15 protein-coding genes and 1 pseudogene are annotated in these 12,620 nt (G+C 67.0%); 15 read left to right on the top strand and 1 reads right to left on the bottom strand.

Going from position 1 to position 12,620, the window contains the following annotated elements; genetic code table 11:
* Positions 1–161 precede the first annotated feature (161 nt).
* Positions 162–338: pseudogene (locus FZ033_RS23725) on the top strand (DUF736 domain-containing protein); the annotation flags it as partial.
* Between the two features lie 57 nt (positions 339–395).
* On the opposite strand, the gene FZ033_RS23720 reads toward FZ033_RS23725, so the two are convergent.
* Complete coding sequence (locus FZ033_RS23720; RefSeq protein ID WP_138397488.1) at positions 396–614, bottom strand: helix-turn-helix domain-containing protein; 219 nt, start codon at positions 612–614, stop codon at positions 396–398.
* A gap of 205 nt (positions 615–819) precedes the next feature.
* On the opposite strand from FZ033_RS23720, the gene FZ033_RS23715 reads away from it, so the two are divergent.
* The 14 genes from FZ033_RS23715 to FZ033_RS23650 all read left to right on the top strand — a co-directional run bounded on the left by FZ033_RS23715 (position 820) and on the right by FZ033_RS23650 (position 12,381).
* Positions 820–1,077: a DNA -binding domain-containing protein gene (locus FZ033_RS23715; protein ID WP_149578528.1), complete on the top strand. Its 258-nt coding sequence runs from the start codon at positions 820–822 to the stop codon at positions 1,075–1,077.
* A 112-nt stretch (positions 1,078–1,189) separates the two neighbouring features.
* Positions 1,190–1,549, top strand: a complete 360-nt coding sequence (locus FZ033_RS24470) for a transcriptional regulator domain-containing protein (protein ID WP_309298307.1) — start codon at positions 1,190–1,192, stop codon at positions 1,547–1,549.
* Positions 1,470–1,973: a DUF2285 domain-containing protein gene (locus FZ033_RS23705; RefSeq protein WP_309298308.1), complete on the top strand. Its 504-nt coding sequence runs from the start codon at positions 1,470–1,472 to the stop codon at positions 1,971–1,973. The genes FZ033_RS24470 and FZ033_RS23705 overlap by 80 nt, the downstream gene beginning before the upstream one ends.
* Before the next feature lie 140 nt (positions 1,974–2,113).
* The gene (locus FZ033_RS23700; RefSeq protein ID WP_149578527.1) at positions 2,114–2,395 is read left to right on the top strand and encodes a helix-turn-helix transcriptional regulator; all 282 of its coding nucleotides are present in this window, start codon (positions 2,114–2,116) and stop codon (positions 2,393–2,395) included.
* Between the two features lie 15 nt (positions 2,396–2,410).
* Positions 2,411–3,565, top strand: coding sequence for a replication initiator protein A (locus tag FZ033_RS23695; protein WP_149578526.1), 1,155 nt, complete (start codon positions 2,411–2,413; stop codon positions 3,563–3,565).
* A complete protein-coding gene (gene parA, locus FZ033_RS23690; RefSeq protein ID WP_149578525.1) occupies positions 3,562–4,215 on the top strand; it encodes a ParA family partition ATPase in 654 nt (217 codons plus the stop codon). Before FZ033_RS23695 ends, parA begins: the two co-directional genes overlap by 4 nt.
* On the top strand, positions 4,212–4,463 hold the full coding sequence (locus FZ033_RS23685; protein WP_149578524.1) for a hypothetical protein: 252 nt from the start codon (positions 4,212–4,214) through the stop codon (positions 4,461–4,463). Before parA ends, FZ033_RS23685 begins: the two co-directional genes overlap by 4 nt.
* Positions 4,460–4,990 carry a DUF2840 domain-containing protein gene (locus FZ033_RS23680; RefSeq protein ID WP_373878253.1) on the top strand — a complete coding sequence of 177 codons (531 nt, stop codon included), beginning with the start codon at positions 4,460–4,462 and terminating at the stop codon, positions 4,988–4,990. Before FZ033_RS23685 ends, FZ033_RS23680 begins: the two co-directional genes overlap by 4 nt.
* Entirely contained in the window at positions 4,987–5,532 is a 546-nt protein-coding gene (locus FZ033_RS23675) for a S26 family signal peptidase (protein ID WP_149578523.1), read from the top strand. Before FZ033_RS23680 ends, FZ033_RS23675 begins: the two co-directional genes overlap by 4 nt.
* A gap of 45 nt (positions 5,533–5,577) precedes the next feature.
* On the top strand, positions 5,578–6,363 hold the full coding sequence (locus FZ033_RS23670; RefSeq protein WP_394026630.1) for a lytic transglycosylase domain-containing protein: 786 nt from the start codon (positions 5,578–5,580) through the stop codon (positions 6,361–6,363).
* Positions 6,364–6,553: 190 nt separating this feature from the next.
* Complete coding sequence (locus FZ033_RS23665) at positions 6,554–7,642, top strand: IS110 family RNA-guided transposase (protein ID WP_012112611.1); 1,089 nt, start codon at positions 6,554–6,556, stop codon at positions 7,640–7,642.
* A 555-nt stretch (positions 7,643–8,197) separates the two neighbouring features.
* On the top strand, positions 8,198–9,937 hold the full coding sequence (locus tag FZ033_RS23660) for a relaxase/mobilization nuclease domain-containing protein (protein ID WP_149578522.1): 1,740 nt from the start codon (positions 8,198–8,200) through the stop codon (positions 9,935–9,937).
* A 24-nt stretch (positions 9,938–9,961) separates the two neighbouring features.
* Entirely contained in the window at positions 9,962–11,941 is a 1,980-nt protein-coding gene (locus FZ033_RS23655) for a conjugal transfer protein TraG (RefSeq protein ID WP_149578521.1), read from the top strand.
* Positions 11,942–11,946: 5 nt separating this feature from the next.
* Entirely contained in the window at positions 11,947–12,381 is a 435-nt protein-coding gene (locus tag FZ033_RS23650) for a CopG family transcriptional regulator (protein WP_149578520.1), read from the top strand.
* Positions 12,382–12,620 lie beyond the last annotated feature (239 nt).

Genomic DNA, 12,620 nt, shown 5'->3' with positions numbered 1-12,620 from the left:
CCGGCCACGGGCGCTCCGCTTCCCGCGGGGCGCCCGCCTTCCACCCTCGCAATTATGCGGAGCAGAACCCCCGCCGAAACCGGCGGCAACACAGACCTCACAGGCCAGCGCTCCGCATAATCCCGCTCTCCGCATAATCGACGTTATGTGGAGCTCCACATAAGATCGAGATCGGCGCCGCCTGGTCCAAGCGCTCCAGCGAAGGCCGCGACTATCTGGGCCTCAAGCTCGACGACCCGAGCTTCAACGCCCCGATCTACGCCAACCTCTTCGACGACGAGGACGCCGACACCTTCTCGCTGATCTGGTCCCGCCCCAGCGGGCGCCGCGGCGAGTGAGCCGCACAAGGCCCCGGCCGGTTCCGGCCGGGGCCTTCCCGCCACCGGGTTCACCGGTCAGTCGTTGCCGTCCGGCCGCACCAGTTCGACGTGGCTGACCCCCAGCGCCTGAGCCAGCTCGTAGAGGGTGATGACCGTCGGATTGCGCCGGCCACGCTCGAGGCCGCTGATATACTGCTGGCTGAAACCGGAGCGCGCCTCGACATCCTCCTGCGTCAGGCCTTTTTCCTGACGCAGGCGAGCGAAGTTCCGGCCGACCAGCTTGCGCATATCCATGCGCAGACGGATCGCAATTTACACACTTTGAGCTTATCAACTATAATATGTAATCAAGCGGCCCTAGCGGGTTAGACGGCGGCAATGCCGATGCCGATCGATCACCGAGCGGCCCGGGGATGCTCCCGGCTCGCGGGCTCGCTTCACCATCCGCCGTCGTCTAGAAGGGACGAAGGCTGCGCCAGGCATGGAAACGGGGGGTGACATGACCGACGCGTTTGCAGACACCGCTCCGTCCGCTTCCGAGCTCACCGACTACGACCGAGCGCACATCAAGCTCTATGCGCGCCTTTTGGACGCCACGGCGGATGGCGCCGGCTGGGAGGAGATCGCCTCGGTGCTGTTCGGCATCGACGCGGCTCGGGAGTCCGAACGTGCCCGTCATGTCCATGACAGCCATCTGGCCCGGGCCCGATGGGTGGCCTCCAGCGGCTACAAGGACCTCCTCCACCGCCCTGTCTGACGTTGCAGCCCGTTTGCAGGGGTGATGCGGCTGCGGCATCACGCGATGCTCCCTGGCAGACTTCCCCCAGTATTCTCAATCCCAGATTGTCCTCACTCGACACGCACGCTGGATGCGGAGACGAGTGATGAAGCCCGATACATCGCGCTGGCGAGAGGATGCCAGCTACGTCTATTTCGACACGCTGTCGGTGGAGGGCCTCGCCTGGGAATGCCTGCGCCGGGACGAGACCTACCAGGAACACTACCAGTCCCTCGTGAAGGCCGGCTCGGACGCCGACCCGCTCCCCCGGGAGGTGGAGCAACGCTGGGGGCTGCGATTTCGCCGCGCGGCCATCTCTCTCCGCTGTGGAACAGAACGTCCCGTGGTCGCCGGTTGTCGATCCGGCCATCGTGCTTCTCGCCCAACAGCCCGCGTTTCTTCCGGGCGCGCCCAGCGTGTCGTTCGGCGGCATGGTTGCGCCGCGCGATAGCACCGAGGGACGATACTGGGTCCATGGTTCGGCACCTCATGCCGCGCAGGTGCTGCTGCTGACCGGGACTCGCCCCGACGCGCCGCTGGCGGCATTGATCCCGCTGGACGCGGACACCATTGGACGGGTGGAGGCCTTGACCCGCTTCTGGCGCGCTGTCGAGGGTCGGCCGGCGATCCCCGACACCCGCATCACCGCGCAGCAGCGTGGCCGGCTGCGCACCATGATGCTGGCGGCCGATGGTCGGGCGAACGGCGCCAGCTATCGCGACATCGCCATCTTCCTTTACAGCCACAAGCGCGTGGCATCCGAGCCCTGGAAAACCTCGGCGCTGCGCGACAAGGTCATCGGCCTCGTCAAAGGCGGCCTCGCCATGATCGGCGGCGGCTATCTCAGGCTCCTGCGTCATCGCAGAAGACCATAGCCGCATCGTCGGCATCCTGAGGGTGGGGATTTTCGCCCCCCTCAACTTCCCCATCCCCCTCGACGGCTGCCCTTCGCCACCGTGATCGCCATCCGCCGCTGATGACCAGCGGCCCGAGATCGCCCACGGAGGTTCGATCCATGCGACCCGACGCTGTCCCGCTGCCGCCACGCTACTTGCGCACCAAGGAAGCCGCCGTCTTCCTCAGCCTCTCGCCCCGCACGCTCGAGAAGCACCGCACCTACGGAACCGGACCCGGCTATCGCAAGCTCGGCGGACGCGTCGTCTATGCCATCGAGGACCTGCAGGCCTGGGTCGCCCGTGGCGCCGTCACCTCCACCTCCGATCCGCGCGGCTGCGTGCTGCCGGCCAAGCGCCACGCCCTGCCCGGCGTTGTCGAGCCCCACCGTTTCGCACGCTGATCGGAACCCTTCTCCATGGCGGCGCGGCATCGCTCCCAGCCGGAGCGCGGACAGCTCGATCTGTTCCGCGCGCTTCCCGGCGCGTTCGCGCCACGGGATGCGCAGGATCTCATGGCCTATCCCTTCTTCTCCCTCTCCAAGACCCATCGTATCGCGCCCATCGATTTTGCCGCCGGCGATGTCTCCATCCGGGTCGAGGCCGTGCCTGACCACGGCATGGCGACCATCTGGGACGCCGACATCCTGATCTGGGCGGCGAGCCAGATCGTGGAGGCCCGCGACGCTGGCCTGCGCACGTCGCGCTTCATGGTCGCCACCCCCTATGAGATCCTCAGGTTCGTGGGGCGCGGCACCTCGCTGCGGGACTACCAGCGCCTGAAGGCGGCGCTCGACCGGCTGCAATCCACAACCGTGTCCACCTCGATCCGCCAGCGGGCCGAGGGACGGCGCCATCGCTTCTCCTGGATCAACGAGTGGAAGGAGCGCACCGACCGGGATGGCAGACCCGCGGGAATCGAGCTCATCGTTCCTGACTGGTTCTATTGCGCCATTCTCGAAGATGCCCTCGTTCTCACCATCGACCGGGCCTATTTCGACCTGACGGGCGGGCTCGACCGCTGGCTCTACCGGCTGGTGCGCAAGCACGGCGGCCGCCAGCACAACGGCTGGCGCTTCGACTTCCGCCACCTGCACCTCAAGTCCGGTAGCCTCTCGCCGTTCAAGCGCTTCGCCTTCGAGCTGCGGGACATCATCCGCCGCCAGCCGCTGCCCGGCTACACCCTGTTTCTGGAGTGTGACGCGGGTGCGCGCACGCTGCTCGCCTTCGAGCCGGCCTGTGGACAACCTGTGAATCCCTTCGTGCCATCGGGAACCCGGTGCCACGTGCCATCAGGAACCGGCCCCTCGTGCTTTCAGGAACCGAAACAGGGGTTAACCCTAAGCCCGAAAACGCAAAATCGCGCTCTTAACTTAGACTCTAACATAGAGTCTAACTTTAAAAGGCGCGCGGGCGATGTGGATAACCGCGCTCAGCCGGCCCAAAAAGCTGCCCATCTGCGCACCTCTAAGGATGAGGGTCTTCCGTCTTTCCGTAAAGACGGATTTCAGGCGCCAGAACCTCTTCCCGTAGCCGATCTGCCTCCCGCGAACGCATCGGGAGGCCGTCGATGATCGTCGCGCTGCTCAATCAGAAGGGCGGAGTCGGCAAGACGACGCTTGCCCTGCACCTTGCCGGCGCCTGGGCGAGCCGCGGCCGGCGCGTGACCCTCATCGATGCGGACCCTCAGGGCTCGGCCCTCGACTGGTCGCAGCAGCGCAGCCGCGAGGGCTTGCCGCGCCTGTTCGGCGTCGTCGGCCTCGCCCGTGACACGCTGCACCGGGAGGCCCCCGAGCTGGCGCGGGATGCCGACCATGTGGTCATCGACGGGCCGCCCCGCGTCGCCGGCCTCATGCGCTCGGCGCTCCTCGCCGCCGACCTCGTGCTGATCCCGGCGCAGCCATCGCCGCTCGATGGCTGGGCCTCCGCGGAGATGCTCGCGCTCCTCAATGAGGCGCGCATTTACCGACCGGCGCTTGCTGCGCGGTTCGTGCTGAACCGCTGCGGTGCCCGCACCGTGCTCGCCCGTGAGACGGCCGAGACGCTGGCGGATCACGATCCGCCCGTGCTCGCGACCACCATTGGCCAGCGCGTCGCCTTCGCCATGTCGGCACAGTCCGGGCGGCTCGTCAGCGAGCTGGACGAACGTGGCCCGGCTGCGCGCGAGATCACGGCGCTGGCGGCGGAGATCGTCGGTCTCGCCGGTTATGGACGCCTACCATGAGCGCACCGCCGACCCGCAAGGGCTTCGCCGCGCGGCCGGCTGATCCGGAGCAGTGGATCAAGGCTGCGGAGGCGAAGACGTCAAATGACGTCACCGGCGGCTTTACCGCGCGGCTCACCATCGACGTCACGCCCGACCTGCGCGGGCGCATCAAGATCGCCGCCTTCGGTCGCGGCCAGACCGTCGCGGACATGCTCCGCGATCTCCTCGCCCGAGAATTTCCCCCGACATCAGGAGAGGCCTCATGATGAGCCCGCCGGTGCCATCCTCTGTTCCCAAACCCATCGCCCCATCACCCGCCGCGCCGACCCCAGACCCGCTCACCCATGTGGAGCTGACCTGGATCGAGAAGCGGATCGAGAACTGGATCCGCTTCGGCCGGCCTGCGCAGGCACAAACTCTCGACCGTAGCCGCCGCATCGTATCGTTTGCGCCGAACTCCATCTTCGCCTTCGTCCGCTGGGCTGCAAACGACTTCGGCACCGTGGTGTCGCGCATCGACATCGTGCGCGCCGTCGCACCCGGCGAGGCCTACCAGACGCTGCCCTTCGTGCGTCCCGGCGGAGAGATCCTGCTGCGCGCCGACGGCTGGCCGAAGGTCGAGAAAGTGCTCCAGCACGTGGATGCCGTCGAGGCCATCGGCGTCAACGGCGCGGATGTCGCCCCCGACCACTGGCGGCACGTCCACAACCGCCTGATCGCCGGCCACATGCCCCGCGCCTACACGACTGAGCGCCATCACGCGTGGCTCAAGCGGCGGGAGTGCGAAGAATGACCCGCTTCGGCTATGTCATGGTGACGTATTTCTCGGTGATGGGGGCGGCGGCGGCCGCCTTTGTTCCGACACCGCTCAAGCTGGTGTGGAACGTCTCCGCCAGCGCGCCCGTCGGGCTCTACGAAATCGAGCCCGCGCGCAGGCTCGATGTCATGGACCTCCTCGCCATCACGCCGCCGGCAGCGCTCGCCCGCTTCCTGGTGGAGCGCGCCTATGTGGGCGCCGGCGTCCCATTGATGAAGCGCGTGGCGGCGCTTCCCGGGCAGGAGGTCTGCCGCAAAGACGGCACCATCACCGTCGATGGCGTGGCTTACGGTGAGGCGCTGGAGCGCGACCGCATGGGACGTCCCCTGCCGGTCTGGCGCGGATGCCGTCGCATCGCCCACGGCGAGCTCTTCCTCATGAACTTCGATGTGCCCGACAGTCTCGATGGGCGGTATTTCGGGCCACTGCCCGCCAGCACCGTGATCGGCCGCGCCGTGCCGCTCTACACCGATGAGGCCGGCGATGGGCACTTCGTCTGGCGTGCGCCGACGCGCTGAGGGCGACCGACCATCTTCACCTTCATCACACGTCGAGAGGCCGTCATGCCGCGGACGAGACTGTTTTTGCGCGCCTGTGATGGCGCGTGCGGACCGATGCGCGTGCTCATTTGCCCTCGTGCGCTGGTCCTTCTTCTCCTTTCCGGAGTGCTCTGCGGCTGGTCAATGACAGCCATGGCGGCGGAAACACGAGGGCCACAAAACCCGCCGTCGTCAAGCGATCGCTACGCCGACTTCATCGCGGAAGCGGTGGAGCGTTTCGACATTCCCGCAGCCTGGATCCGGGCCGTCATGCGCGCCGAAAGCGACGGCGACGCGCGCTCTACCTCGCCAAAAGGCGCCATGGGGCTGATGCAGATCATGCCGCAGACCTGGGCTGAACTGCGTGTCCACTATGGCCTCGGCGACGACCCCTACGACCCGCACGACAACATCATGGCGGGTGCGGCCTACCTGCGGGAGTTGTTCGATCGCTACGGCAATCCTGGCTTCCTCGCCGCCTACAATGCGGGGCCGGGCCGCTACGAGGCCTCTCGGAAGGGACGCCCGCTGCCCCCGGAGACGCGCGCTTACGTCGACAAGTTGGCGCCGGACATCGCGCGCGGCGAAGCCGAACCTTCCGCGCCGAAATCACCCTCTCCGCCGGCGGTCGAGACACCCTCCTGGGCTCAAGCTCCGATCTTCGCCGTGCAGCCAGTGCGCACGTCAGCGGCAGATCCAATGTCAACGGATCATGCTCAGCCGACACCTGACGTGCGCGATATCTCGGCCATCGTTCCGCAGTCTGCTGGCCTGTTCGTCGCCCGTGGCGGCTCTGGAGGCGTGCAATGACCACGACCGGGCTCATTCGCAGATTGGCGGGGCCTCTCGTGTTCAGGCGAGGGGCGGGATGGGAGACGCAGGACACAACCGTCCGATTGCCGCCCGTAATCGGCAGGACGGTTCCCCGCCGAAGAGCGCGCCACCAACAGCTTCGCCGCCCGGTAAAATCTCCCGCGTTACGCAACGCAGGAGGCGGGTGATGGACTTCTTTTGCGGGCTGGACGTGGCCATCGAGGAGACGGCGGTGTGCGTCGTCGATGATCGCGGTGAAGTACATCTGACGGTGAAGGTGGCGACCGAGCCGGAGGCGTTGCTGGCGGTGCTGAAGCCCTTCGTTGGGCGATTGAAGCGTGTCGGCCACGAGGCCGGCTCGCTGTCGCCCTGGCTCCATCCCGAGCTCAAGAAGCTCGGCCTGCCGGCGATCTGCCTGGAGACGCAGCATGTGCGGGCCGCGATGTCGGCCCAGCGCAACAAGACCGACGCAGCGGACGCCCTCGGGATCGCCCACATCATGCGCACAGGCTGGTTCCGCCAGGCGCACGTGAAGACGGAAAGCTGCTACCGGATGCGCCTGCTGCTGACGCATCGACGCAACCTGAAGCGCAAGTTCCTCGATCTCGAGAACGCCATCCGCCACTCGCTGAAGAGCTTCGGGATCAAGCTCGGTGGCACCTCGCGCGGCAAGTTCGACCAGGCGGTGCGGGAGGCGGTGGCCGACGATCCGCTGTCCTGCGAGCTCATGGACGCCATGCTGTCGGCGCGCGCCGCGCTGTGGAAGGAGTATTGCCGGCTGCACGATCTCGTCGTGAAGCTGGTGGCGCAAAGCGAGCTGTGCCGGCGCTTCATGGCGATCCCAGGCGTCGGGCCGGTGACGGCGCTCAGCTTCATGACGGCGATCGACGACCCGTCCCGCTTCCGCCGCTCGCGCGACGTTGCCGCCTATTTCGGGCTGACGTCCAGGCGATGGCAGTCGGGCACATCGATCGACGTGCAGGGGCGTATCTCAAAGGCTGGGGACTCTGATGTGCGCCGCGCGCTCTACGAGGCGGCATCGGGACTGCTGACCCGCTTCAAGGGCAAGGACAAGGTGAAGGCCTGGGGCCAGGAGATCGCCAAGCGCTCCTGCCATCGCAAGGCGTGCGTCGCCGTGGCCCGCAAACTGGCCGTCATCATGCACGCCATGTGGAGCGACGGCACCTTCTATCTCGGCGATCCGGCAGCGAGCACTGCCGACGCCGCGCAGCGGGCGCACACCAAGGATCGCAAGCTCCTGGGAGCCCACCGATGAGCAACTTGCTGACACGAGACATGCAGCGCGCCCGCAACTGACGGACGCCATTCTGAACATGGAGATCCGCCCTCGGCGGATGAGGACCGATGCAGACCAGGACCGACGGAACGCACGTTATCTTGCCTGCGGCTGTGCCGATCGGAAGACGGCCGGACCGCGCTCGATTGCCTGTGACGATGCTCCGTCAATCCGATGGAAAAGTGCGCCGCGACGGTTCGAGCGCTGCCGACGTGCAGCCGGAACACCCCGTCGCAGAGCGCGGAGGAGTGCAAGGCGCATCGGAACTCGAAGCCCGCGAGCGGAGGCGTGCCGTGGCGAACAGCATAGTATATTCTCGCATCGGGAAGGATGAACGACGATGTCCGCAAGAGCAGTGGAAATACGACCGATTAGGAGGGCGAGATAAAAGGGCGCAAGGTGCGCTGAGGTCGGGCGGTTGTTTTTGCTTGGGAATTTTGAGCCAAACGCACATTGCGCTGCTGCTCGACAATGTGCATCGAGTACTCAAGTCACTGATCCTGTTGGCCTTCCCCCACCTTGCAGGGGCGCGTCATGACCGATGACCGGGAATTCCGCGTCCGGCCCGGCCGCATCCGCTCGTCCCGTGCCCAGAGGGCCCGTCCCTTCATCGCCCAGGCCCTCGCCGCGGCCCAGAAGGCCGGTGGCCACGTCTCCCGATCCGGCCGCCTCACCTCCGGCACCCGCTCGCACTTCGGCCGCGGGCGGACGGCGAGCATCCAGGCCAACCGCCTGCTCACGGGTCGCTCGCGCGTCGTCGTCATCAAGACCCGCGTGGTGCGCCACACCGCCCGCGCCACACCGCTGATCGCGCATCTCTCCTACCTGCGCCGGGAGGGCGCGACCCAGGACGGGGAGAAGGCCCGCCTGTTCGGGCCGGGCGCCGAGGAGGAAGATGGCCGCGCCTTTGCGGAGCGATGCGCTGACGACCGGCACCATTTCCGCTTGATCGTGTCGCCCGAGGACGCGGCGGATATGGCCGACCTGAGGTCCTTCGCCCGCGACCTCGTGGGCCAGATGGAGACGGACCTCGGCACGAAGCTGGATTGGGTCGGCGTCGACCACTGGAACACGGACAACCCCCACCTGCACATCCTGGTGCGTGGCCAGACCGACGACGGCCAGGACCTCGTCATCTCCCGCGATTACATCAAGGAGGGCATGCGCGCCCGCGCACAGGATCTGGTCACCCAGGAGCTGGGGCCGCACACCGACCTCGACATCCGCCGCGCCATCGAGCGGCAAGTGGAGGCGGAGAGGTGGACGCAGCTCGACCGTCAACTGGTCCGGGACCAGCACGAGACCGGCGTGATCGACGTCGCGCCCCATGCCGATCGCCAGCCGGACGCGTTCCATGCCCTGAAGGTCGGACGACTGCGCAAGCTCGAAACCATCGGACTCGCCGATCAGGTCGGCCCCGGCCAGTGGGTGATCGACGAGAAGGCCGAGGCCACGCTCCGCGCGCTGGGCGAGCGCGGCGACATCATCAAGCGTATGCACCGGGCTCTGACCTCGCAGGGCATCGAGCGCGGTACCGCAAGCTATGTGCTTTCTGGTGAGCACCTCGATGCACCCATCATCGGCCGCCTGGTCGACCGCGGCCTCGACGACGAGCTGAAGGGCACGGCCTATGCCGTGGTCGACGGCGTCGACGGGCGCACCCACCACATCAGGCTGCCCGACCTCGATGCGGCAGGCGATGGCGCTCCCGGCTCCATCGTCGAGCTGAGGAGGTTCGAGGATGCCCACGGCCAACAACGGGCCGCGCTCGCGGTCCGCTCGGACCTCGACATCGAGCGACAGGTCACGGCGGCGGGCGCGACCTGGCTCGACCGGCAGGCGCTCGCCCGCGAGCCCGCCTCCCTCTCCGACAACGGCTTCGGCGGCGATGTGCGGGATGCCATGGACCGCCGTGCCGTACATCTGGTCGCCGAAGGCCTCGCCCAGCGTCAGGGCCAACACATCGTCTTCGCTCGCGACCTCATCGAGACGTTGCGCCGGCAGGAGATAAGCGCACTGGGCGAGCGGCTCGCCGCCGGGAACGGGCAGCCTTTCAAACGTGCCGGGACTGGTGAGTACGTCACCGGCACCTATCGCCAGCGCTTCGCCCTGGCCTCAGGCCGCTTCGCCATGATCGACGACGGCCTCGGCTTCCAGCTCGTGCCCTGGACGCCCTCGCTCGAGAAGCAGCTCGGCAAGCACGTCTCCGGTGTCGCCCGGTCCGATGGTGGCATCGACTGGTCCTTCGGCCGCAAGCGCGGCCTCGGCCTCTGACCTCAAGCGCAAAAGGACCGCCGGATGTCCGCGACCAAGATCCTCTGGGGCCAGATCCTCGCAGTCTTCTCCATCGTGCTCGCCACCACCTGGGGGGCGACGGAATATGTCGCCTGGCGGCTGGGCTTCCAGGACCAACTCGGCTCACCCTGGTTCGTGCTGGGGTACTGGCCCGTCTATCACCCGCCGGCCTTCTTCTGGTGGTGGTATTTCTACGATGCCTATGCGCCGGAGATTTTCACAGAAGGCGCCTTCATCGCGGCCTCGGGCGGGTTCCTGTCCATTGCGATCGCCATCGGCCTGTCGGTCTGGCGGGCCCGGGAGGCGAAGCGGGTCGAGACCTACGGTTCCGCCCGCTGGGCCGAGCCGGACGAGATCCGTTCAGCCGGTCTTCTCGGATCCGACGGGGTAGTGCTCGGCCGCCATGGAGGGGACTATCTGCGCCATGACGGGCCCGAGCACGTCCTGTGCTTCGCGCCCACCCGGTCGGGCAAGGGCGTGGGCCTCGTCGTCCCATCGCTCCTCACCTGGCCAGGCTCTGCCATCGTCCACGACATCAAGGGCGAGAACTGGCAGCTCACCGCCGGCTTCCGGGCACGGCACGGGCGCGTGTTGCTGTTCGACCCCACCAATGTGAAATCGGCCGCTTACAATCCGCTGCTGGAGGTTCGTCGCGGGGAGTGGGAGGTCCGCGACGTCCAGAACATCGCCGATATCCTGGTGGACCCCGAGGGCTCACTGGAAAAGCGCAACCACTGGGAAAAGACCAGCCACGCTCTGCTCGTCGGCGCCATTCTCCATGTGCTCTATGCCGAGCGCGACAAGACCCTCGCCGGCGTCGCCGTCTTCCTCTCCGACCCCAGGCGCCCCATCGAGGCGACGCTCGCCGCCATGATGACGACGCCGCACCTCGGCGAGGCGGGTCCCCATCCGGTGATCGCCAGCGCGGCACGGGAGCTTCTCAACAAGTCCGAGAATGAGCGCTCCGGCGTGCTCTCCACCGCCATGTCCTTCCTCGGGCTCTACCGCGATCCCGTGGTCGCCGAGGTGACCCGGCGCTGCGACTGGCGCATCACCGACCTCGTAGCACGCCGGCAGCCGACCACCCTTTATCTCGTCGTGCCGCCCTCGGACATCAACCGCACCAAGCCGCTCATTCGCCTGATCCTCAACCAGGTCGGGCGCCGCCTCACCGAGGACCTTCAGGCCAAAGCCGGTCGCCACAGGCTCCTCCTGATGCTGGACGAGTTTCCGGCGCTGGGGCGGCTCGACTTCTTCGAGAGCGCCCTCGCGTTCATGGCGGGCTACGAGCTCAAGAGCTTCCTGATCGCTCAGTCGCTGAACCAGATCGAGAAGGCCTATGGCCCGAACAACTCCATCCTCGACAACTGCCATGTGCGGGTGAGCTTTGCCACCAATGACGAGCGCACCGCCAAGCGCGTCTCCGACGCCCTCGGCACCGCCACCGAGATGAAGGCCATGAAGAACTATGCCGGCCACCGGCTGTCGCCCTGGCTCGGTCACCTCATGGTGTCGCGCTCGGAGACGGCACGCCCGCTCCTCACGCCGGGCGAGGTGATGCAGCTTCCGCCCTCCGACGAGATCGTCATGGTCGCAGGCACGCCCCCGATCCGGGCAAAGAAGGCGCGGTACTATGAGGATGAGCGGTTCAAGGAGCGGATCCTCCCGCCGCCGGAGTTTTCGGAACCAAGGGAGCGGAGGGCCGACGACTGGACGATCCTGCCGCTGCCGGTGCCCTCGCAACTGAGCCTCATGGTTGAGGGGACTGACGATGATGACACCACCGGGTCAGAGCGTCGGCGCCAGCCGGAGCTGGCGCGGGTGGCGCCGGTCGAGACCCCTGCGCAACCCCGAAACGAGTTCGAGATCGATCTCGCGGACGAGGGTGAGGACGACGTCGCCCGAAACAGCCGCATGACGCGCGTCATGCAGGGGGTGGCACGTCAGGTCTCGCTCGACCCCCGCGACGGCATGGAGCTGTGACGGCGATGGCCCCACGCAAGAAGAAGGCGCAGATCACTGTCTATCTCGATCCGGACACCATGGCGTTGCTCGCAGATTACGCTGCGCGCCGGGACCAGCCTCAGTCGCTGGTCGCCGAGGCTGCCATCGCGTCGTTCCTGTCCCCGGACGCCACCGAACGACGCGAGGCCGCGATCGCCAAGCGCCTGGATCTACTGGACAGACGGATGACGCGGATGGAGCGCGACGTCGGCATCTCGGTCGAGACGTTGGCCGTGTTCATCCGTTTCTGGCTCACCACGACGCCGGCCCTGCCCGAACCCGCGGCCCAGGCAGCCAGGGCAAAAGCGGGGGAGCGGTATGAAGCGTTTGTCGCGGCACTGGGACGGCGGCTCGCGAAGGGACCGAAGCTCATTCAAGAGGTCACGGAGGACAAGGCCGCTCCCACACCGCGACTATGAGCACAGTGCGCCAGAAGCTGGCCGCATGGTTCTACATATTCCTGCCCCTTTGCTATCCCGCCACTACGCGGAATCCGCCAAAGCCATACGGTATTATGTTACAGGAGCTGACCTGAGCCCCTTTTCTCCTCCGGCTTAGGAGAGAGTCCTAGGTTTCATTTTTGGCCTCAGGCGGCCTGGATTTCCAGTGCGATTGTTGCGGCGAACTCGGCAGGGGATCGATGGCCGAGGGCGGAATG

Origin of the sequence: Xanthobacter oligotrophicus (assembly GCF_008364685.1) — a bacterium.
In the GTDB taxonomy this organism is placed as follows: domain Bacteria; phylum Pseudomonadota; class Alphaproteobacteria; order Rhizobiales; family Xanthobacteraceae; genus Xanthobacter; species Xanthobacter oligotrophicus.
Note: the sequence above shows the minus strand (reverse complement) of the source record. Positions and strands in the feature narration are given on the sequence as shown.

Bases quoted from the DNA above. Each gene is read 5' to 3' on its own strand.
- FZ033_RS23720 (WP_138397488.1), bottom strand. From the start codon at position 614: ATGGATATGCGCAAGCTGGTCGGCCGGAACTTCGCTCGCCTGCGTCAG.
- FZ033_RS23715 (WP_149578528.1), top strand. From the start codon at position 820: ATGACCGACGCGTTTGCAGACACCGCTCCGTCCGCTTCCGAGCTCACC.
- FZ033_RS24470 (WP_309298307.1), top strand. From the start codon at position 1,190: ATGCGGAGACGAGTGATGAAGCCCGATACATCGCGCTGGCGAGAGGAT.
- FZ033_RS23700 (WP_149578527.1), top strand. From the start codon at position 2,114: ATGCGACCCGACGCTGTCCCGCTGCCGCCACGCTACTTGCGCACCAAG.
- FZ033_RS23695 (WP_149578526.1), top strand. From the start codon at position 2,411: ATGGCGGCGCGGCATCGCTCCCAGCCGGAGCGCGGACAGCTCGATCTG.
- parA (WP_149578525.1), top strand. From the start codon at position 3,562: ATGATCGTCGCGCTGCTCAATCAGAAGGGCGGAGTCGGCAAGACGACG.
- FZ033_RS23685 (WP_149578524.1), top strand. From the start codon at position 4,212: ATGAGCGCACCGCCGACCCGCAAGGGCTTCGCCGCGCGGCCGGCTGAT.
- FZ033_RS23680 (WP_373878253.1), top strand. From the start codon at position 4,460: ATGATGAGCCCGCCGGTGCCATCCTCTGTTCCCAAACCCATCGCCCCA.
- FZ033_RS23675 (WP_149578523.1), top strand. From the start codon at position 4,987: ATGACCCGCTTCGGCTATGTCATGGTGACGTATTTCTCGGTGATGGGG.
- FZ033_RS23670 (WP_394026630.1), top strand. From the start codon at position 5,578: ATGCCGCGGACGAGACTGTTTTTGCGCGCCTGTGATGGCGCGTGCGGA.
- FZ033_RS23665 (WP_012112611.1), top strand. From the start codon at position 6,554: ATGGACTTCTTTTGCGGGCTGGACGTGGCCATCGAGGAGACGGCGGTG.
- FZ033_RS23660 (WP_149578522.1), top strand. From the start codon at position 8,198: ATGACCGATGACCGGGAATTCCGCGTCCGGCCCGGCCGCATCCGCTCG.
- FZ033_RS23655 (WP_149578521.1), top strand. From the start codon at position 9,962: ATGTCCGCGACCAAGATCCTCTGGGGCCAGATCCTCGCAGTCTTCTCC.
- FZ033_RS23650 (WP_149578520.1), top strand. From the start codon at position 11,947: ATGGCCCCACGCAAGAAGAAGGCGCAGATCACTGTCTATCTCGATCCG.